We start from the raw sequence: 21,065 nt of genomic DNA, 5'->3' as shown, positions 1-21,065 counted from the left end.
TCGGTCCGGTGCTGCCCCGCCCCGCTCCGTGCTGCCCCGCTGCTCCCTGCGGCTCCCCTGTCCCGACCGCCCGGCCTGACCTCGAACGGCGCTCCCGGCCTCTACCCGTTGGACGGATTCCCGATGGATAACGAAGAGAAGCTCCTCGACTACCTGAAGCGTGTCTCGGCCGACCTGCGGCAGACCAGGGAGCGGCTGCGGGCGGCGGAGGCCGCGTCGGGCGAGCCGGTGGCCGTGGTGGGCATCGGCTGCCGGTACCCCGGCGGGGTGCGGTCGCCGGAGGACCTGTGGCGGCTGGTGGTCGACGGCGGGGACGCCGTCGGGCCGCTGCCGACCGACCGCGGCTGGGACAACGAGGCACTGTTCGATCCGGAGGCCGGGCGGCCGGGGTCCAGCTATGTGCGGGCCGGTGGGTTCCTGGACGCGGTGGCCGAGTTCGACGCGGGGTTCTTCGGGATCTCGCCGCGGGAGGCGCTGGCGATGGACCCGCAGCAGCGGTTGCTGCTGGAGACCTCGTGGGAGGCGGTGGAGCGGGCGGGGATCGACCCGGACTCGCTGCGGGGGAGTCGGACGGGCGTCTTCGCCGGGGCGCTCTCCCAGGAGTACGGCCCCCGGCTGCACGAGGGCGCGGACGACCTCGCCGGCTACCTGCTGACGGGCAACACGCTCAGCGTGCTCTCGGGCCGGGTCTCGTACGCGTTGGGGTTGGAGGGGCCGGCGGTGACGGTGGACACGGCGTGTTCGTCGTCGTTGGTGGCGTTGCACCTGGCGGTGCAGTCGTTGCGGTCGGGTGAGTGCGACCTGGCGTTGGCCGGTGGGGTGACGGTGATGTCGACTCCGGGGATGTTCGTGGAGTTCTCGCGGCAGCGGGGGTTGTCGAGGGACGGTCGGTGCCGTTCCTTCTCGGTGGATGCCGAGGGGTTCGGTATGGCCGAGGGCGTTGGTGTCCTGTTGGTGGAGCGGCTGTCGGACGCGCGGCGGTTGGGGCATCCGGTGCTGGCGGTGGTGCGGGGCAGTGCGGTGAACCAGGACGGTGCGTCGAACGGTCTGACGGCGCCGAACGGTCCTTCGCAGCAGCGGGTGATCCGGCAGGCGCTGGCGAACGCCGGACTGTCCGCGCCGGACGTGGACGTGGTGGAGGCCCATGGCACCGGGACCCGCCTCGGCGACCCGATCGAGGCCCACGCGCTGCTCGCCACCTACGGCCAGGACCGCCCGGCGGACCGGCCGTTGTACCTCGGGTCGGTCAAGTCCAACATCGGGCATCCGCAGGCGGCCGCCGGGGTGGCGGGTGTGATCAAGATGGTGTCGGCGATGCGGGCGGGTGTGCTGCCGAGGACGCTGCACGCCGACGAGCCCTCGCCGGAAGTGGACTGGGACGCGGGGTCGGTGGAGTTGCTGACGGAGGCCCGGGAGTGGGGTTCTTCGGGGGAGCGGCCGCGTCGGGCGGCTGTCTCCTCCTTCGGGATCAGCGGGACGAACGCGCATGTGGTGCTGGAGCAGGCGCCGGTGGAGGAGCCGTCGGCCGCGTCGTCGGGGCCGGGGGTGGTGCCGCTGGTCGTGTCCGCGCGGGGCGGGTCGGCGTTGCGCGCGCAGGCGGCGCGGTTGGCCGACTGGTGGGAGGCGCGGGACGGCCTGGGTGTGCCGGATGTGGCCTATTCGCTGGCCTCGGGGCGTGCGCGGCTGGAGCGCCGGGCCGTGATCGTGGCAGGGGACCGGGCCCAGGCGCTGGCGGGCGTCCGTGCGCTGGCTTCGGGCGAGCCGTCGCCCGCGCTGGTGGAGGGTACGGCCGATCTGCCGGACGCCTCCGGCGTGGTGTTCGTGTTCCCGGGTCAGGGGGCGCAGTGGGCGGGGATGGGTGGGGAGTTGTTGGATTCCTCGCCGGTGTTCGCGGCGCGGTTGGCGGAGTGTGCGGAGGCGTTGGGGCCGTTCGTCGGTTGGGATCTGCTCGATGTGGTGCGGGGGGTTGCGGGCGCGCCTTCGCTGGAGCGGGTGGATGTGGTGCAGCCGGTGTCGTTCGCGGTGATGGTGTCGCTGGCGGCGTTGTGGCGTTCGTACGGTGTGGAGCCGTCGGCGGTGGTGGGGCATTCGCAGGGGGAGATCGCGGCGGCGTGTGTGGCGGGTGCGTTGTCGCTGTCGGAGGCGGCGCGGATCGTGGCGTTGCGCAGCCGGGTGATCGCGGAGCGGTTGGCGGGGCTGGGCGGGATGGTGTCGTTGGCGTTGAGCCCGGTCGAGGCGGGGGAGTTGGTGGCTGCCGCGGAGGGCCGGTTGTCGGTGGCGGCGGTGAACGGGCCGGGGTCGGTGGTGGTGTCGGGGGAGCCGGCGGCGTTGGAGGGGCTGCTGGCGGACTGTGAGGCGCGGGGAGTGCGGGCGCGCCGGATCCCGGTCGACTACGCCTCGCACTCCGCACAGGTCGAGACCGTCCGGGAGCACCTGCTCGCCGCGCTCGGCCCGGACCGCGCGGCGGCCTCGGAGGTGGCGTTCTACTCCACCGTCACCGGGGACCTCCTGGACACCGAGGGGATCGACGCCGACTACTGGTACCGCAACCTGCGCGAGACCGTGCGCTTCGACCAGGCCGTCCACCGGCTCTCCGCACAGGGCCACGGCGTCTTCATCGAGGTCAGCCCCCACCCGGTCCTGCGCCCGGGCATCGAGGAGACGGTCGACGCCGTGGTGGTCGGGTCGTTGCGGCGGAACGAGGGTGGGCTTGGGCGTTTCCTCGCGTCGGTGGCCGAGGTGTGGGTGCGTGGTGTGCCGGTGGACTGGGGTGTGGCCACGGGCGGTGGGCGTCGGGTGGAGTTGCCGACGTATGCGTTCCAGGGTGAGCGGTTCTGGCTGGAGCCGTCGGTGGTGGGTTCGGGTGTTTCGCCGTTGAGTGCGGTGGATGCGTTGCGGTATCGCGTGGTGTGGCGGCCGTTGGACGCGGTTCCGGCGGTGGTGCCGGGGGGTGCGTGGCTGCTGGTGGTGCCGGAGGGCGGCGCCGACGGTGGCTGGGGGTCGGCGCTGGTGTCGGCGTTCGCCGAAGTCGGTGTGGATGCGGCTGTGTTGGTGGTGGACGGCGCGGTTGGGCGTGACTCGTTGGCGGCGTCGCTGAAGGGGCGTGAGCCGGCGGGGGTGGTGTCGCTGCTGGGCGGTGGGCCGGGTGCGGTGGCCGGTGGTGGGTCGGTGCCGTGGGGTCTGGCGGCGTCGGTGGCGTTGGTGCAGGCGTTGGAGGACGTGGGTGTGGCGGCGCCGTTGTGGTGTGTGACGCGGGGCGCGGTGGCGGTGGGTGGTGGTGAGCGGGTGTCCGGGCCGGAGCAGGCGATGCTCTGGGGTCTGGGCCGGGTGGTCGCCGCGGAGCTGCCGGACCGTTGGGGTGGTGTGGTGGATGTGCCGGATTCGCCCGGCGTCGATCTGGCGCGGGCCACGGTCACCGCCCTGATCGGCGGCCATGGTGAGGACGAACTGGCGGTCCGGGCTGCGGGGTTGTCCGTCCGCCGGTTGGAGCGGGCGCCGCTGGCGGGCCGTCCGGCGGTGCGTGACTGGAAGCCCGGCGGCACTGTGCTGATCACGGGTGCCACCGGCGCGCTCGGCCGTCACCTCGCCCGGCGACTGGCCGCCGACGGTGCCGAACACCTGCTGCTGCTGAGTCGGAGCGGTCGTGCCGCACCCGGCGCCGAGGCGTTCGAAGCGGAGCTCACGGGGCTCGGCGCGAAGGTCACCGTGGCCGCCTGTGACGTGGCCGACCGGGATGCGGTCGCCGAGGTGCTGGCCGCGCTGCCGGCGGAGCACCCGCTCACCGCCGTGTTCCACACGGCCGCCCTGCTCGACGACGCCCTGATCGGTGACCTGACCGCCCATCAGATGGAGCACGTGCTCCGCGTCAAGGTCGGCGGTGCCCGGGTGCTGCACGAGCTGACCGCAGGTCTGGACCTCTCCGCCTTCGTCCTGTTCTCCTCGATCGCCGGGACGTGCGGCCTGGCCGGTCACGCCAACTACGCACCGGGCAACGCCTATCTGGACGCACTGGCCCACCAGCGGCGGGCGGACGGCCTGCCCGCCACCGCGATCGCCTGGGGCCACTGGGACGGCGGCGGCATCGCCGCACCCGCCATCGAGGAGCAGATCCGGCGACGCGGTGTGCTGACCTTCCGGCCGGAGTTGGCGCTGGACGCGCTCGCGGGGATCCTCGACCACGACGAGACCGCGGTCGCCGTCTTCAGCACCCGCTGGGACGGCACCGGGCTCGGCGCGGGCGCCAGGCCGGTCCCGCTGCTGAGTGACCTGCTCGCCGCCGATCGCCCGGTGGCCGCTCCGGAGCGGACGCCCGCGACCTCCGCCGAGGAGTCCCCGGACCTGGCCCGCCGCCTGGCCGGACGCTCCGCCGAGGAGCAGCGGAAGGCCCTGCTGGACACCGTCCGCCAGGTGGTCGCCTCCGTCCTGCGGCACTCCTCCGACGACACCGTCCTACCGAGCCGCGCCTTCAAGGAGCTCGGCTTCGACTCGCTCACCGCCGTCGAACTGCGCAACCGCCTGCGGACCGCGACCGGCCTGCGGCTGACCGCCACCCTGATCTACGACCATCCGACCCCGGCGGCGCTCGCCGACCACCTGCACGCGGAACTCTTCGGGCACCAGCCGGCCTTCCCGGCCGCCCGTCCGGTGACGGCCGGATCCGACGAGCCCGTCGTGATCGTCGGGATGAGCTGCCGGTACCCCGGTGGCGTGCGCTCGCCGGAGGACCTGTGGCGGCTGCTCGACGCGGGGACGGACGCGATCTCCGCGCTGCCCGCGGACCGCGGCTGGGACGTCGAGGGCCTGTACGACGCCGACCCCGACGCGTCCGGGCGGTCCTACGTCCGGGCCGGCGGATTCCTGGACGCCGCCACCGAGTTCGACGCGGGGTTCTTCGGGATCTCGCCGCGGGAGGCGCTGGCGATGGACCCGCAGCAGCGGTTGCTGCTGGAGACCTCGTGGGAGGCCTTCGAACGGGCGGGGATCGACCCCGATTCGGCCCGGGGCAGCAGGACCGGCGTTTTCGCGGGCCTCAGCATGCAGGACTACACGACCCTGCTGCGAGAGGCGTCGACCGAGGTCGAGGGCTACGCGGTGACGGGCAGCGCGGGCAGCGTGCTCTCGGGCCGGGTCTCGTACGCGTTGGGGTTGGAGGGGCCGGCGGTGACGGTGGACACGGCGTGTTCGTCGTCGTTGGTGGCGTTGCACCTGGCGGTGCAGTCGTTGCGGTCGGGTGAGTGCGACCTGGCGCTGGCCGGCGGGGTGACGGTGATGTCGACTCCGGGGATGTTCGTGGAGTTCTCGCGGCAGCGGGGGCTGTCGAGGGACGGTCGGTGCCGTTCCTTCTCGGTGGATGCCGAGGGGTTCGGTATGGCCGAGGGTGTCGGGGTGCTGTTGGTGGAGCGGCTGTCGGACGCGCGGCGGTTGGGGCATCCGGTGCTGGCGGTGGTGCGGGGCAGTGCGGTGAACCAGGACGGTGCGTCGAACGGGCTGACGGCGCCGAACGGTCCTTCGCAGCAGCGGGTGATCCGGCAGGCGCTGGCGAACGCCGGACTGTCCGGGCGGGATGTGGACGTGGTGGAGGCCCACGGTACGGGCACCACCCTGGGTGACCCGATCGAGGCGCAGGCCCTGCTGGCCACCTACGGTCAGGACCGCGCCGGGGGAGCACCGCTCTGGCTGGGCTCGGTGAAGTCGAACATCGGGCACACCCAGGCGGCCGCCGGGGTGGCGGGTGTGATCAAGATGGTGTCGGCGATGCGGGCGGGTGTGCTGCCGATGACGCTGCACGCCGAGCAGCCCTCGCCGCACATCGACTGGTCCTCGGGCGCGGTGGAGTTGCTGACGGAGGCCCGGGAGTGGGGTTCTTCGGGGGAGCGGCCGCGTCGGGCGGCTGTCTCCTCCTTCGGGATCAGCGGGACCAATGCGCATGTGGTGCTGGAGCAGGCACCGCTGGAGGAGCCGTCGGCCGCGTCGTCGGGGCCGGGGGTGGTGCCGCTGGTCGTCTCCGCGCGGGGCGGGTCGGCATTGCGCGCGCAGGGCGCGCGGTTGGCCGACTGGTGGGAGGCACGGGACGACCTGGGTGTGCCGGACGTGGCCTACTCGCTGGCCTCGGGGCGTGCGCGGCTGGAGCGCCGGGCCGTCGTCGTCGCGGAGGACCGGGCCAAGGCGCTGCTCGGTCTGCGCGCCGTGGGCGGGGTCTCGCCGGCAGCGGGGGTCGTCGAGGGCGCGGCCGACCTGCCGCATGACGCGGGGGTGGTGTTCGTGTTCCCGGGTCAGGGAGCGCAGTGGGTAGGCATGGGACGGGAGTTGCTGGATTCCTCGCCGGTGTTCGCGGCGCGGTTGGCGGAGTGCGCGGAGGCGTTGCGGCCGTTCGTCGGTTGGGATCTGCTCGATGCGGTGCGTGGCGTGCCCGGCGCGCCGTCGCTGGAGCGGGTGGATGTGGTCCAGCCGGTGTCCTTCGCGGTGATGGTCGCACTGGCCGAGCTGTGGCGTTCCTACGGTGTCGAGCCGTCGGCGGTCGTCGGCCATTCACAGGGGGAGATCGCGGCCGCCTGTGTGGCGGGTGCGCTCTCCTTGGTGGACGCGGCGCGGATCGTGGCCTTGCGCAGCCAGGTGATCGCGGACGCCCTCGCGGGCCGGGGCGGGATGGTGTCGCTGGCGCTCAGCCCGGTCGAGGCGGGGGAGTGGGTGGCCGCCGCGGAGGGCCGGTTGTCGGTGGCGGCGGTGAACGGGCCCGGCTCGGTGGTGGTGTCGGGAGAGCCGGCGGCGCTGGACGGGCTGCTGGCGGACTGTGAGGCGCGGGGGGTGCGGGCGCGTCGGATCCCGGTCGACTACGCCTCGCACTCCGTGCAGGTCGAGACCGTCCGGGGCCGACTGCTCGACGCCCTGGGCGAGGTCGCCGCCCGGTCGGCGGAGGTGCCGTTCTACTCGTCGGTGACCGGCGGCCGGGTGGACACGGCGATGCTGGACGCGGAGTACTGGTACCGGAACCTGCGGGAACCGGTGGCGTTCGCGGCGGCCGTGCGGGCCTGTGCGGCCGACGAGTTCCGGGCGTTCGTCGAGAGCAGTGCGCACCCGGTGCTGAGCCTGGCCGTCGAGGAGACGTTGGAGGAGCACGGCGGAGAAGCCGTGGTGGTCGGGTCGTTGCGGCGGAACGAGGGTGGGCTTGGGCGTTTCCTCGCGTCGGTGGCCGAGGTGTGGGTGCGTGGTGTGCCGGTGGACTGGGGTGTGGCCGCGGGGGGTGGGCGTCGGGTGGAGTTGCCGACGTATGCGTTCCAGGGTGAGCGGTTCTGGCTGGAGCCGTCGGTGGTGGGTTCGGGTGTTTCGCCGTTGAGTGCGGTGGATGCGTTGCGGTATCGCGTGGTGTGGCGGTCGTTGGACGCGGTTCCGGCGGTGGTGCCGGGGGGTGCGTGGCTGCTGGTGGTGCCGGAGGGTGGCGCGGACGGGGGTTGGGGGTCGGCGCTGGTGTCGGCGTTCGCCGAAGTCGGTGTGGATGCCGGTGTGTTGGTGGTGGACGGCGCGGTTGGGCGTGACTCGTTGGCGGCGTCGTTGAAGGGGCGTGAGCCGGCGGGGGTGGTGTCGCTGCTGGGCGGTGGGCCGGGTGCGGTGGCCGGTGGTGGGTCGGTGCCGTGGGGTCTGGCGGCGTCGGTGGCGTTGGTGCAGGCGTTGGAGGACGTGGGTGTGGCGGCGCCGTTGTGGTGTGTGACGCGGGGCGCGGTGGCGGTGGGTGGTGGTGAGCGGGTGTCCGGTCCGGAGCAGGCGATGCTCTGGGGTCTGGGCCGGGTGGTCGCCGCGGAGCTGCCGGACCGTTGGGGTGGTGTGGTGGATGTGCCGGATTCGCCCGGCGTCGATCTGGCGCGGGCCACGGTCACTGCCCTGCTGGGTGGGCATGGTGAGGACGAACTGGCGGTCCGGGCTGCGGGGTTGTCCGTCCGCCGGTTGGAGCGGGCGCCGCTGGCGGGCCGTCCGGCGGTGCGTGACTGGAAGCCCGGCGGCACTGTGCTGATCACGGGTGCCACCGGCGCGCTCGGCCGTCACCTCGCCCGGCGACTGGCCGCCGACGGTGCCGAACACCTGCTGCTGCTGAGCGAGGACGCCTTCGAGGACGCCGAGTTCCTCGCCGAGCTGACCGCCTCCGGCGCCCGGGTGAGCGCCCACCGGTGCGAGGTGTCCGACCGGGCCGCGGTGGGCGCGCTGCTGGCCGGGCTGCCCGGGGAGCACCCGCTCACGGCCGTGTTCCACGCCGCCACGCTGCTCGACGACGCCCTGGTCGATTCCTTGACGGTCCATCAGATGGAGTACGTGCTGCGGGTCAAGGTGGGCGGTGCCCGGGTGCTGCACGAGCTGACCGAGGGCCTGGACCTCTCCGCCTTCGTCCTGTTCTCCTCCTTCGCCGGCGTCTGCGGCCTGGCCGGTCACGCCAACTACGCACCGGGCAACGCCTATCTGGACGCGCTGGCGCACCAGCGGCGGGCGGACGGCCTGCCCGCCACCGCGATCGCCTGGGGCCACTGGGACGGTGCCGTCACGGCCGCCCCCGGCGACGAGGACCGGATCCGCCGGCACGGGGCCCGGGACCTCGACCCGGAGCTGGCCCTGGACGCCCTCGGGGGGATCCTGGACCACGACGAGACCTCCGTCGCCGTCCTGCACTGCGCCTGGGACGACCCGGCCTGGCGGCTGCCCCTGTTTGGCGGGCTCCGCGCCGAACGGCCCGTGCCGGCGCCGTCCGGCCCGGTGGTCGCCGACCCGTCGGACGACCCGGCGGCCGCGCTGGCCCGCCGCCTGGCGGAGCTGCCGGAGGCCGAGCGGCCCGGCGCCCTGCTGGCGCTGGTCCGGCCGGTGATCGCGACCGTCCTGCGGCACTCCTCGCCGGACGCGATCGAGCCCGACCAGCCGTTCAAGGACCTCGGCTTCGACTCGCTCACCGCCGTCGAACTGCGCAATCGCCTGCGGATCGCGACCGGCCTGCGGCTGACCGCCACCCTGATCTACGACCATCCGACCCCGGCGGCGCTCGCCGACCACCTGCACGCCGAACTGGCCCCGCGCCCCGACACCACCGTGGTGCCGGTCCTGGCCGAACTGGACCGGCTGGCGGCGGTCCTGTCCGCCGCCTCGCTCGCGGTGGCCGAACGCCAGGCGGTCGGCGACCGCCTCCAGGACCTGCTGGCCGGCTGGCGCGCCACCGCGTCGCGCGCCGACGGTCCCGCCGACACCGTCACCGAACTCGAAGCCGTGACCGACGACGAGCTGATCGGGCTCCTCGGCGACGAGTTCGGCATCTACCAGCCCGATCACTCCGCAGAGGGAAACGCTCATGAATGACGACCGGATGCGCTACTTCCTCAACCGGGTGACCGCCGAGCTGCGCGAGACCCGCGACCGCCTGCGGGAGGTGGAGGACAGCCGGCAGGAGCCGATCGCGATCGTCGGCATGGCCTGCCGGCTGCCCGGCGGCGTCACCTCGCCCGAGGGCCTGTGGGACCTGGTGGCGGCCGGCTCCGACGTGATCTCGGGGCTGCCCGTCAACCGCGGTTGGGACCTCACCGACTTCTACGACCCGGACCCCGACGTACCGGGCCGCTCCTACGTCCGGGCCGGCGGGTTCCTGCACGAGGCCGCCGAGTTCGACGCCGCGTTCTTCGGCATCTCGCCGCGCGAGGCGCTGGCGATGGACCCGCAGCAGCGGCTGCTGCTGGAGACCGCCTGGGAGGCGTTCGAGCACGCGGGCATCGATCCGGTGTCGGTGCGCGGGACCGACACCGGGGTGTTCGCCGGCGTGGTCTACGGCGACTACGCGCGGCGCGGTGCGCAGATCCCGGCCGATCTGGAGGGGCACGTCGGCACCGGCAGCGCCGCCAGTGTCGCCTCGGGCCGGATCTCCTACACCCTGGGCCTGGAAGGCCCCGCGGTGACGGTCGACACCGCCTGCTCCTCCTCCCTGGTCGCCCTGCACCTGGCCGTCCAGTCGCTGCGGTCGGGCGAGTGCTCGCTGGCGCTGGCCGGCGGGGTGACGGTGATGCTCACCCCCGAGGAGTTCGTCCGCTTCTCCCGGCTGCGCGGTCTGTCCACCGACGGGCGCTGCCGGGCCTTCGGGGCCGGCGCGGACGGCTTCGGGATGGCCGAGGGCGTCGGGCTGCTGCTGGTCGAGCGGCTGTCGGACGCGCGCCGCAACGGGCATCACGTCCTGGCGGTGGTGCGCGGGTCGGCGGTCAACCAGGACGGCCGGTCCAACGGGCTGTCCGCGCCGAACGGCCCCGCCCAGCAGCGGGTGATCCGGCGGGCCCTGGCCGACGCCCGGCTGTCCGCCGCCGAGGTGGACGTGGTCGAGGCGCACGGCACGGGGACGAAGCTCGGTGACCCGATCGAGGCCCAGGCCCTGCTCGCCACCTACGGCCGGGACCGGCCGGCGGAGCAGCCGCTCTGGCTGGGCTCGCTGAAGTCCAACGTCGGCCACGCCCAGGGGGCGGCCGGCGTCTCCGGGGTGATCAAGATGGTGATGGCGATGCGGAAGGAGGTCCTGCCGAGGACGTTGCACGCCGAGGAGCCGTCCCCGCACATCGACTGGTCCTCGGGCGCGCTCCGGCTGCTCACCGAGGCCCGGCCGTGGCCGGCGGGGGAGCACCCGCGCCGGGCCGGCGTCTCGTCGTTCGGCATGAGCGGGACCAACGCGCACGTCGTCCTCGAACAGGCCCCGGCCCCGGTGGACGCGGAGCCGGGGGAGGCGCCGGCCGCGGTCGCGCCGGTGCCGGGGCCCGCCGTGGTGCCGTGGCTGCTGTCGGCGCGCAGCGCGCCCGCGCTCCGCGAGCAGGCCGCGCGCCTGCGTTCGGCCCTCGGGGCGGGCCGGGTCGAGGATCCGGCGGCGGTCGGCCATGCGCTGGCGACCACCCGGGCCGTTCTGGAGCACCGTGCGGTAGTGCTCGGGACCGACACGGACAGCCTGCTGCGCGGCCTCGACGCCGTGGCCGGGGACTCCCCGGCGCCGGGTGTGGTCCGCGGCGTGGCGGCGGGCCCCGGCTCGGGCCGGACGGTGTTCGTCTTCCCGGGGCAGGGTGCGCAGTGGGTCGGGATGGGTGTGGAGCTGTTGGCGGAGTCGGAGGTCTTCGCGGCGCGGTTGGCGGAGTGTGCGGAGGCGTTGGGGCCGTTCGTCGACTGGGATCTGCTCGATGTGCTGCGTGGCGCGCCCGGTGCTCCGTCGTTGGAGCGGGTGGATGTGGTGCAGCCGGTGCTGTTCGCGGTGATGGTGTCGTTGGCGGCGTTGTGGCGTTCGTACGGTGTGGAGCCGTCGGCGGTGGTGGGGCATTCGCAGGGGGAGATCGCGGCGGCGTGTGTGGCGGGTGCGTTGTCGCTGTCGGATGCGGCGCGGGTCGTGGCGTTGCGCAGTCGGGCGTTGACCGGGTTGGCCGGGCGCGGTGGGATGGTGTCCGTTCCGCTGCCCGCCGGTGAGGTCGGTGAGTTGATCGTCCGCTGGCGGGACCGGATCCAGGTGGCGGCGCTGAACGGCCCGGCGGGGACGGTGGTGGCCGGTGAACCGGCGGCGCTGGACGAGCTTGTGACGCATTGCCAGGAGGGCGGGGTGCGGGCCCGGCGGATTCCGGTGGACTACGCCTCGCACACCTCGCAGGTGGAGCGGTTGCGCGAGGAACTGCTGGCGGTGCTCGCGCCGGTCGAGCCGGGCCCGGCCGAGGTGCCGTTCTACTCGACGGTCGAGGAGCGCTGGCTGACCGGCGCCGAGCTCGACGCCGACTACTGGTACCGCAACCTGCGTCGGACCGTCGCCTTCGAGCCCGCGACCCGGGCGCTGGCGGAGCAGGGCCACGGCGTCTTCGTCGAGGTCAGTCCGCACCCGGTGCTGACGGCGAGCCTCCAGGAGACGCTGGAGGCGGCCGGGATCCAGGGCATCGTGACCGGCTCGCTCCGCCGCGACGACGGCGGGCCCGCCCGGTTCCTCGGCTCGCTCGCCGAGGTGCACGTCCAGGGCCGGCCGGTGGACTGGGCGGCGGCCTTCGGCGGCCCGCCCGCACGGCGGGTGGAGCTGCCGACCTATCCGTTCCAGCGGCAGCGCTACTGGCTGAACGCCTCCGGGCTCACGGGCGGCGGACTGACCGGCGCGGGGCTCGGCACGGCGGACCATCCGCTGCTCGGCGCGGTGATCGAACCGGCCGACAGCGACGAAGTCCTGTTCACCAACCGGCTCTCGCTGGACACCCACCCCTGGCTGGCCGACCACGCCGTGGCGGGCACCGCCATCCTGCCGGGCACCGCCTTCGTCGAACTGGCCGTCCGGGCCGGTGACCAGGTGGGGTGCGAGCTGCTCGACGAGCTGGTCATCGAGCGGCCGCTGGTGCTGCCCGAACAGGGCGGTCTCCAGTTGCAGGTGCGGGTGGGCGCCGCCCAGCCGTCCGGGGTGCGGCAGGTCGGAGTCCACACCCGCCCGGACCGGGGCGGCGAGGAGCCGTGGACCCGCCATGCCACCGCCGTGCTGGCGGCCGCCGGCTCGGCCGCGGACCGGTCCCCGGAGGCCTTCGACGCCGAAGTGTGGCCGCCGCCCGGCGCGGTGGCCCTGGAGACCGCCGGGCTGTACGAGCGGCTGGTGGCGGCGGGCTACCACTACGGGCCCGCCTTCCGGGGGCTGCGCGCCGCCTGGCGCCGTGGCGACGAGGTGTTCGCCGAGGTCGGCCTGGACGAGGAGCAGTCGGCCGAGGCGGGCCGGTACGGGCTCCACCCGGCGCTGCTGGACGCGGCCCTGCACGCCACCTTCCTGACCGGCGCCGACGCGGACGCCGACGCGGACGCAGGCTCAGCCTCAGGCGCTGGGACCGACGCGGTAGCCCGTCCCGGCGCCCCGATCGCCACCCGACTGCCGTTCGCCTGGAACGAGGTGCGCGTCCACGCGGTGGGCGCTTCGGCCCTGCGCGTTCGGCTGCGGCCGGACGGACCGGACCGGATGGCCCTGTCCGTCGCCGACCCCGCCGGGCAGCCGGTGGCGACCGCCCGGTCGCTGGCCCTGCGCCCGCTCTCCGCCGAGGAGTTCGGCGCGGCGGGCGCCGCCGCCGGGGACTCCCTCTACCGGATCGCATGGGCGCCGGCGCCCGGTGCGCCGGAGGCGGCGGCCCCGGCCCCGGCCGTGGTCGTCGAGCACTACCCCGAGCCCGGGGAGGAGGGGGCGGCGGCCGTGCACCTGCTGGCCCGGCGGGCGCTCGACACCCTGCGCTCCTGGCTGGCCGACGAACGGTCGGCGGACCACCGGCTGGTGGTGGTGACGCGCTCCGCGACCGCCGTCCGGCCGGGCGAGGCCGCGGACCCGGCCGGCGCGGCCGTCTGGGGGCTGGTGCGCTCCGCGCAGGCCGAACACCCGGGGCGCCTGCTCCTGGTGGACGTCGACGAACCCGCCGCAGTGCCGCTCCTGCCGCCCGCCGTCCTCGCCTCCGAGGAGCCCCAACTGGCCGTCCGGGCGGGCGAGGTGCTGATGCCCCGGCTGGTCCGGGCGATCCCGTCCGAGGGCGGCGCGCCGGGGCCGCGGTTCGATCCCGAGGGCACGGTGCTGGTCACCGGTGGTACCGGCACGCTGGGGTCGCTGCTGGCCCGGCACCTGGTGACGGCGTACGGGGTGCGGCATCTGCTGCTGGTGGGCCGCGGTGGTCCGGCGGCCCCGGGCGCCGGCGAACTGGAGGCCTCGCTGCGCGAACTGGGCGCCGAGGTGACCATCGCGGCCTGCGACACCACGGACCGCGACGCGCTGCGGGAGCTGCTCGCCGGCCTCCGGCGCCCGCTGACCGGTGTGCTGCACGCCGCCGGGGTACTGGACGACGGCCTGGTGGCCGGGCTGACGCCGGAGCGGCTGGCGGCCGTCCTGCGGCCCAAGATCGATGCCGCGCTCGCGCTGCACGAGCTCACCGCCGGCGAGGACCTCGCCGCGTTCGTCCTCTTCTCCTCCGCCGCGGGCGTGCTCGGCGGCGCCGGCCAGGCCTCCTACGCGGCTGCCAACGCCGCCCTGGACGCGCTCGCCGGGGCGCGGCGGGCGCAGGGGCTGCCCGCCGTGTCGCTGGCCTGGGGCCTGTGGGCCGAGGCCAGCGGGCTGACCGGCCACCTCGACCTGGCCGACCACCGCCGGATCGCCCGGAGCGGCGTGCGGCCGTTCTCCTCGGAGCAGGGGCTCGCGCTGTTCGACGCCGCGCTCGCGGCCGACGAGGCGGTGCTGGTGCCGATGGCGCTCGACCTGGCCGGGCTGCGGTCCGCGGACGCGACCGTCCCCGCCCTGCTGCGCGGCCTGGTCCGGCCGGGGCGGCGGGTGGCCCGGGCCGCCGCCGAGGGCCGGGCGGCCGGCACCCTGACGGAGCGGCTCGCCGGCCGGCCGGCGGGTGAGCGCGGTCGGGCCCTGCTGGAGCTGGTGCGCGCGCACGCCGCGACGGTGCTCGGTCACAGCACCGGCTCCGGGATCGAACCGGCGCTCGCCTTCCGCGAGTTGGGCTTCGACTCGCTGACCGCGGTGGAGCTGCGCAACCGGCTCGCCACGGCCACCGGGCTCCGGCTGCCGGCCACCCTGGTGTTCGACCATCCGACGCCGACTGTGCTGGCGCGGCGGCTGGAGGCCGAGCTGTTCGGCGAGGCCGAGGGCGCCCGCCCGGCCGCACTCGCCGCCGAGGCGCAGGACGAGCCCATCGCGATCGTCGGCATGTCCTGCCGCTTCCCGGGCGGCATCGACTCGCCGCAGGACCTCTGGGAGACGGTCGCGGCGGGCCGGGACGTGGTCGGGAGCTTCCCCGAGAACCGGGGCTGGGACCTCGACACGCTGTTCGACCCGGACCCGGACCGTCCGGGCAAGAGCTACGTCGACGCGGGCGCGTTCCTCGCCGACCCCGGGGAGTTCGACGCGGAGTTCTTCGGCATCTCGCCGCGCGAGGCGCTGGCGATGGACCCGCAGCAGCGGCTGCTGCTGGAGGCCTCCTGGGAGGCGTTCGAGCACGCGGGCATCGACCCGGCGGCGCTGCGGGGCAGCGACACCGGGGTGTTCGCGGGGCTGCTCTACCACGAGTACGGCGCGCTGCTCGACCGGGCCGAGGGGGCGTCCGAGCTGGAGGCCTACGCGGGTACGGGCGGCGCGGGCAGCGTCGCGTCGGGCCGGATCTCCTACACGCTCGGGCTGGAGGGCCCGGCGATCACCGTCGACACCGCCTGCTCGTCCGCCCTGGTGGCGGTGCACCTGGCGAGCCGTTCGCTGCGCTCGGGCGAGTGCTCGCTGGCGCTGGCCGGCGGTGTGACCGTGATGACCACGCCGGCCGCGTTCACCGGTTTCTCCCGGCAGCGCGGGCTGGCGGCGGACGGGCGGTGCAAGCCGTTCTCCGCGACGGCCGACGGCACCGGCTGGTCCGAGGGGGTCGGCCTGCTGGTCCTGGAGCGGCTCTCCGACGCGCGCCGCCACGGACACCGGGTGCTCGCGGTGGTCCGGGGCAGCGCGGTCAACCAGGACGGGGCGAGCAACGGGCTGTCGGCGCCGAACGGACCGGCGCAGCAGCGGGTGATCCGGCAGGCGCTGGCCAACGCCGGGGTCGCCGCCGACGGCGTGGACGCCGTCGAGGCGCACGGCACCGGAACGGTGCTGGGCGATCCGATCGAGGCGCAGGCGCTGCTGGCGACGTACGGCCAGGACCGCGGAGAGGCGGAACCGCTCTGGCTGGGCTCGGTGAAGTCGAACCTCGGCCACACCCAGGGCGCCGCCGGCGCCGCCGGAATGATCAAGATGATCCAGGCGATGCGGCACGGGGTGCTGCCGAAGACGCTGCACGTGGCGGAGCCGACGGGGCAGGTGGACTGGTCGTCGGGTGCGGTGGAGCTGTTGACGCGGGCGCGGCCGTGGCCGGAGACGGGGCGGCCGAGGCGTTCGGCGGTGTCCTCGTTCGGGATCAGCGGGACCAACGCGCATGTGGTGCTGGAGCAGGCGCCGCCGGAGCCGTCGGAGTCGGCGGAGGCGAGCGGGGACGGTGTGGTGCCGTGGCTGCTGTCGGGTGCTGACGAGGGCGCCCTGCGGGCTCAGGCCGGCCGGCTGGCGGCGCATCTGCGGGAGCGGCCGGAGCTGGGCGTGCGGGACGTCGGCCACGCGCTGGCGGTCACCCGGGCGGCGCTGCCCGAGCGGGCCGCGGTCCTGGGCGCGGACCGGGCGGCCCTGCTGCACGGCCTGGACGCGCTGGCCGAGGGCCGGCCCGCCGCCGCGACGGTGCGGGCCCGGGCGACGGCCGACGACCGGGTGGTGTTCGTCTTCCCGGGGCAGGGTTCGCAGTGGGTCGGGATGGGTGTGGAGCTGTTGGCGGAGTCGGAGGTCTTCGCGGCGCGGTTGGCGGAGTGTGCGGAGGCGTTGGGGCCGTTCGTCGACTGGGATCTGCTCGATGTGCTGCGGGGCGCGCCCGGTGCTCCGTCGTTGGAGCGGGTGGATGTGGTGCAGCCGGTGCTGTTCGCGGTGATGGTGTCGTTGGCGGCGTTGTGGCGTTCGTACGGTGTGGAGCCGTCGGCGGTGGTGGGGCATTCGCAGGGGGAGATCGCGGCGGCGTGTGTGGCGGGTGCGTTGTCGCTGTCGGACGCGGCGCGGGTCGTGGCGTTGCGCAGTCGGGCGTTGACCGGGTTGGCCGGGCAGGGTGGGATGGTGTCCGTTCCGCTGCCTGCCGGTGAGGTGGGTGAGTTGATCGTCGGCTGGCGGGACCGGATCCAGGTGGCGGCGCTGAACGGCCCGGCGGGGACGGTGGTGGCCGGTGAACCGGAGGCGTTGGACGAGCTTGTGACGCATTGCCAGGAGGGCGGGGTGCGGGCCCGGCGGATTCCGGTGGACTACGCCTCGCACACCTCGCAGGTGGAGCGGTTGCGCGAGGAACTGCTGGCGGTGCTCGCGCCGGTCGAGCCGGGCCCGGCCGAGGTGCCGTTCTACTCCTCGACGACCGGGAAGACGATGGAGGGGCGGGAGCTGGACGCCGCCTACTGGTACGCCAATCTGCGGCAGCCGGTCGAGTTCGAGGCCGCCACCCGGGCGCTGCTCGACGACGACCACCGGGTCTTCGTCGAGGTCAGCCCCCACCCGGTGCTGACCACCAGCATCCAGGACACCGTCGAGAGCACGGAGGGTACGGCCACCGTGACGGGCACGCTGCGCCGCGACGAGGGCGGGCCGGAGCGCTTGCTGGCCTCGGTGGCCGGGCTCTGGACCGCCGGTGTGCCGGTCGACTGGAGCGCCGCCACCGCCGGCGGCCGCCCGGTCGAGCTGCCCACCTACGCCTTCCAGCGCCGCCGCTACTGGGTGCGGACCGCGGCGGACGAGCAGGGCGGCTCGGCCGCCGGCCTCGGGCTGGGGGACGCCGGCCATCCGCTGCTCGGCGCCGTGGTCGCCCCGGCGGGCGGTGACGGCCTGCTGCTCACCGGCCGGCTGTCGCGGCGCGGCCACCCGTGGCTCGCCGACCACGCCGTGCGGGAGACGGTGCTGCTGCCGGGGACGGCCTTCGTCGAGCTGGCCGTCCGGGCCGGTGACGAGGCCGGCTGCCCGGTCGTCGAGGACCTGGTCATCGAGGCGCCGCTGGCGCTGCCCGAGCGGGCGGCGGTCGGCATCCAGGTCGCGGTCGGGGACGCCGACGACACCGGACGGCGCACGGTGACCGTCCACGCCCGCCCGGGCGAGGGGCGGCCGTGGACCAGGCACGCCTCCGGGACCCTCGCCCCGGCCGACCCCGTGGAGGAGCCGGCCGACCTGGCCGTCTGGCCCCCCGCCGGTGCGGTCGCGGTGGACACCGCGGGCTTCTACGAGGGCCTCGACGAGGCCGGGTACCGCTACGGACCGGCGTTCCGCGGCCTGCGGACCCTCTGGCGGCGCGGTCCGGAGCTCTTCGCCGAGGTCGGCCTCCCGGAGTCCGAGCGCGCCGGGGCCGGGCGCTACGGACTGCACCCCGCCCTGCTGGACAGCGCCCTGCACGCCTGGGCGCTCCAGGGCGTCGGCGGCGCCGCCCGGCTCCCCTTCTCGTGGAGCGGGTTCCGCCTGCACGCCTCGGGCGCCACGGCGCTGCGGGTCCGGCTGGTGCCGACCGGTGAGGACAGCGTGTCGCTGCTGGTCGCCGACGAGGACGGCCGTCCGGTGGCCTCGGCGGCCTCGCTGCTGGTCCGGGAGATCCCGGGCGGCGCGCTCGGGCAGCGCGAGGCGGTGGCCCCCGACGCGCTCTTCGACGTGGCCTGGCAGCCGCTGCCGCTCCCGGCCGGACCGGTCGCGCGGACGGCGCGGATCATGGTCACCGCGGCGGGCGACGCCAACCCGGCCCGGGCGGTCCGGGACGCCGTCCGGCACGCACTGACGGAGGTCCGGGCCAGGCTGGCCGAAACCCCCGCCGACGCGGGCCCGCTGGCCGTGGTGACCCGCGGTGCGGTGGCCGCCCGGGCGACGGACGGCGCGCCGGACCCGGTGGGCGCCGCCGTGCTGGGGCTGCTCCGCTCCGCCCAGGCCGAGCACCCCGGCCGGTTCGTCCTCGTCGACCTCGACGACGATCCGGCCGCCCCCGGGCTGCTGGACGCCGCCGTCGCCACCGGCGAGCCCCAACTCGCGTTCCGCGACGGCGAACTGCACGCGCCCCGGCTGGCCCGGGCGGTGGCGGCCCGGGGTGAACTGGCACTGCCCGATACGCCTGCGCTGCCCGCCACGCCTGAGCGGCCCGACACGCCCGCCTGGCACCTGACCGCCGACGCGTCGGGCACCCTGGAGGGCCTGGCGTTCGCCCCGCACCCCGAGGCGCTCGCGCCGCTGGCCGCCGGCGAGCTGCGGATCGCGGTCCGCGCGGCCGGACTGAACTTCCGCGACACCCTGGTCGCGCTGGGGATGTACCCGGACCCGGCGGCGTACCTCGGCGGCGAGGGCGCCGGGGTGGTGCTGGAGACCGGCCCGGGGGTGACCGGCTTCGCCCCCGGGGACCGCGTCCTCGGCATGCTGCCCCGGTCCTTCGGACCGGTCGCGGTGGCCGATGCCCGGCTGGTGGCCCGGATTCCCGAGGGCTGGTCGTTCGCCGAGGCGGCGGCCATGCCGGTCGCCTTCCTGACGGCCTACTACGCCCTGTACGACCTGGCCGGCCTGCGCCCCGGCGAGTCGGTGCTGATCCACGCCGCCGCCGGCGGGGTCGGAACGGCCGCCGTGCAACTGGCCCGGCACCGGGGCGCCGAGGTCTACGGCACGGCCGGCCGGGGCAAGTGGCCGGCGCTGCGCTCGCTCGGCCTCGACGACGACCGCATCGCCGACTCGCGGACCACCGGCTTCGAGCAGGCGTTCCTGGCGGCCAGCGGCGGGCGCGGGATGGACGTCGTCCTGGACTGCCTCGCGGGGGAGTTCGTCGACGCCTCGCTGCGCCTGCTGCCCCGCGGCGGAAGGTTCGTCGAGCTGGGCAAGACCGACGTCCGCGCCGCCGGCGAGGTGGCCGCCGCGCACCCGGGTGTGACCTACCGGGCGTTCGACCTGGTGGCGGCCGCCGGACCGGACCGGATCCAGCAGATGCTGGCCGAACTGGTGGACCTCTTCGAGCAGGGCGTGCTGTCGCCGCTGCCGACGACCTGCTGGGACGTCCGGCGGGCACCCGAGGCCTTCCGGCAGCTGAGCCAGGCCAAGCTGGTCGGCAAGGTCGTGCTGACCGTCCCCCGGCAGCTGGGCCCCGAGGGCACGGTGCTGGTCACCGGTGGTACCGGCACGCTGGGGTCGCTGCTGGCCCGGCACCTGGTGACGGCGTACGGGGTGCGGCATCTGCTGCTGGTGAGCCGTGGTGGCCCGGCGGCCGAGGGTGCCGGCGAACTGGAGGCCTCGCTGCGCGAACTGGGCGCCGAGGTGACCATCGCGGCCTGCGACACCGCCGACCGCGACGCGCTGCGGGAGCTGCTCGCCGGGCTCCGACCGCCACTGAGCGGCGTCGTGCACACCGCGGGCGTGCTCGACGACGGCGTGGTGGAGTCCCTGACCGCCGAGCAGCTGGACGCGGTGCTGCGGCCCAAGGCCGACGCGGCACTCGCGCTGCACGAGCTCACCGCCGGTGAGGACCTCGCCGCCTTCGTCCTCTACTCCTCGGCCGCCGGTGTCTTCGGCAGCCCGGGGCAGGCCAACTACGCGGCGGCCAACGCCTTCCTGGACGCGCTCGCCGCCCGGCGACGGGAGGCCGGCCGGCCGGCGCTCTCGCTCGCCTGGGGGCTCTGGGAGCCCCGCAGCGGGATGACCGGACACCTCGGCGCGAGCGACCACGGCCGGCTGGCCAGGAGCGGCGCCCTCGGGATGACCCCGGAGCAGGGCCTCGCCCTGTTCGACGCCGCGGTCCGGCTGGACCGGTCGACGCTGGTGGCCGCGCCGCTCGACCTGGCCGGCCTGCGCGAGCGCGGCGGGGACGTCCCCCCGCTGCTGCGCGAGCTGGTCGCCCCGGCGCGCCGGACGGCCGGCACCGGCCGGCCGGAGGACGGTTCGCTCGTCCTGCGGCTGACCAGGCTGCCCGCGGCCGAACGCACCCGCGTCCTGCTGCGGGCGGTCCGGGGCCACGCCGCCACCGTGCTCGGCCACGACGGGCCGGACCTGGTGGGGGCGGACCGTCCCTTCAAGGACCTCGGCTTCGACTCGCTGACCGCCGTCGAGCTGCGCAACCGGCTGAACACGGCTACCGGGCTGCGGCTGCCCGCCACCGTGGTCTTCGAGAGCCCGAGCGCGCGCGAACTCGCCGAGCGGCTGCGGCGGGAGCTCTTCCCCGACGGGGAGGCACCCGGGGCCGTCGCCGCCGCGGTGCCCGGTACCGGCGCCGACGAGGACGGGATCCGCCGGACCCTCGCCGCGCTGCCGCTCGACCGGCTGCGGGAACTGGGCCTGCTCGACGTGCTGTTGGGCCTCGCCGAGGAGGCCCCGGCCCCCGCGGCGGACGCCGGGCCGCCCTCCGAGCCGTCCGCTGTGTCGGCGCCCGACCCGGCGTCCGACCCGACGCCCGACCCGGCGCCCGTCGCGGAGGACGAGCTCGACCGGCTCGACGGCATGGACGCCGAAGACCTGATCGCCCGCGCGTTCGGCAGCGCGACATGACGCCGCGCCC

General features: G+C 75.5%; 2 protein-coding genes. Both read left to right on the top strand.

The window, feature by feature from the left end:
- Positions 1-123 precede the first annotated feature (123 nt).
- Positions 124-9,327 (top strand): SDR family NAD(P)-dependent oxidoreductase, encoded by a 9,204-nt coding sequence (locus ACFWA9_RS13905; RefSeq protein ID WP_380386730.1) that lies wholly within the window; start codon positions 124-126, stop codon positions 9,325-9,327.
- Positions 9,320-21,055: an SDR family NAD(P)-dependent oxidoreductase gene (locus ACFWA9_RS13900; RefSeq protein ID WP_380386727.1), complete on the top strand. Its 11,736-nt coding sequence runs from the start codon at positions 9,320-9,322 to the stop codon at positions 21,053-21,055. Before ACFWA9_RS13905 ends, ACFWA9_RS13900 begins: the two co-directional genes overlap by 8 nt.
- The last annotated feature ends 10 nt before the right edge of the window (positions 21,056-21,065 follow it).

It is taken from the genome of Kitasatospora sp. NPDC059973 (assembly GCF_042737525.1).
In the GTDB taxonomy this organism is placed as follows: Bacteria; Actinomycetota; Actinomycetes; order Streptomycetales; family Streptomycetaceae; genus Kitasatospora.
Note: the sequence above shows the minus strand (reverse complement) of the source record. Positions and strands in the feature narration are given on the sequence as shown.

Coding starts and splice junctions, on each gene's coding strand:
- ACFWA9_RS13905 (WP_380386730.1), top strand. CDS start 124: ATGGATAACGAAGAGAAGCTCCTCGACTACCTGAAGCGTGTCTCGGCC.
- ACFWA9_RS13900 (WP_380386727.1), top strand. CDS start 9,320: ATGAATGACGACCGGATGCGCTACTTCCTCAACCGGGTGACCGCCGAG.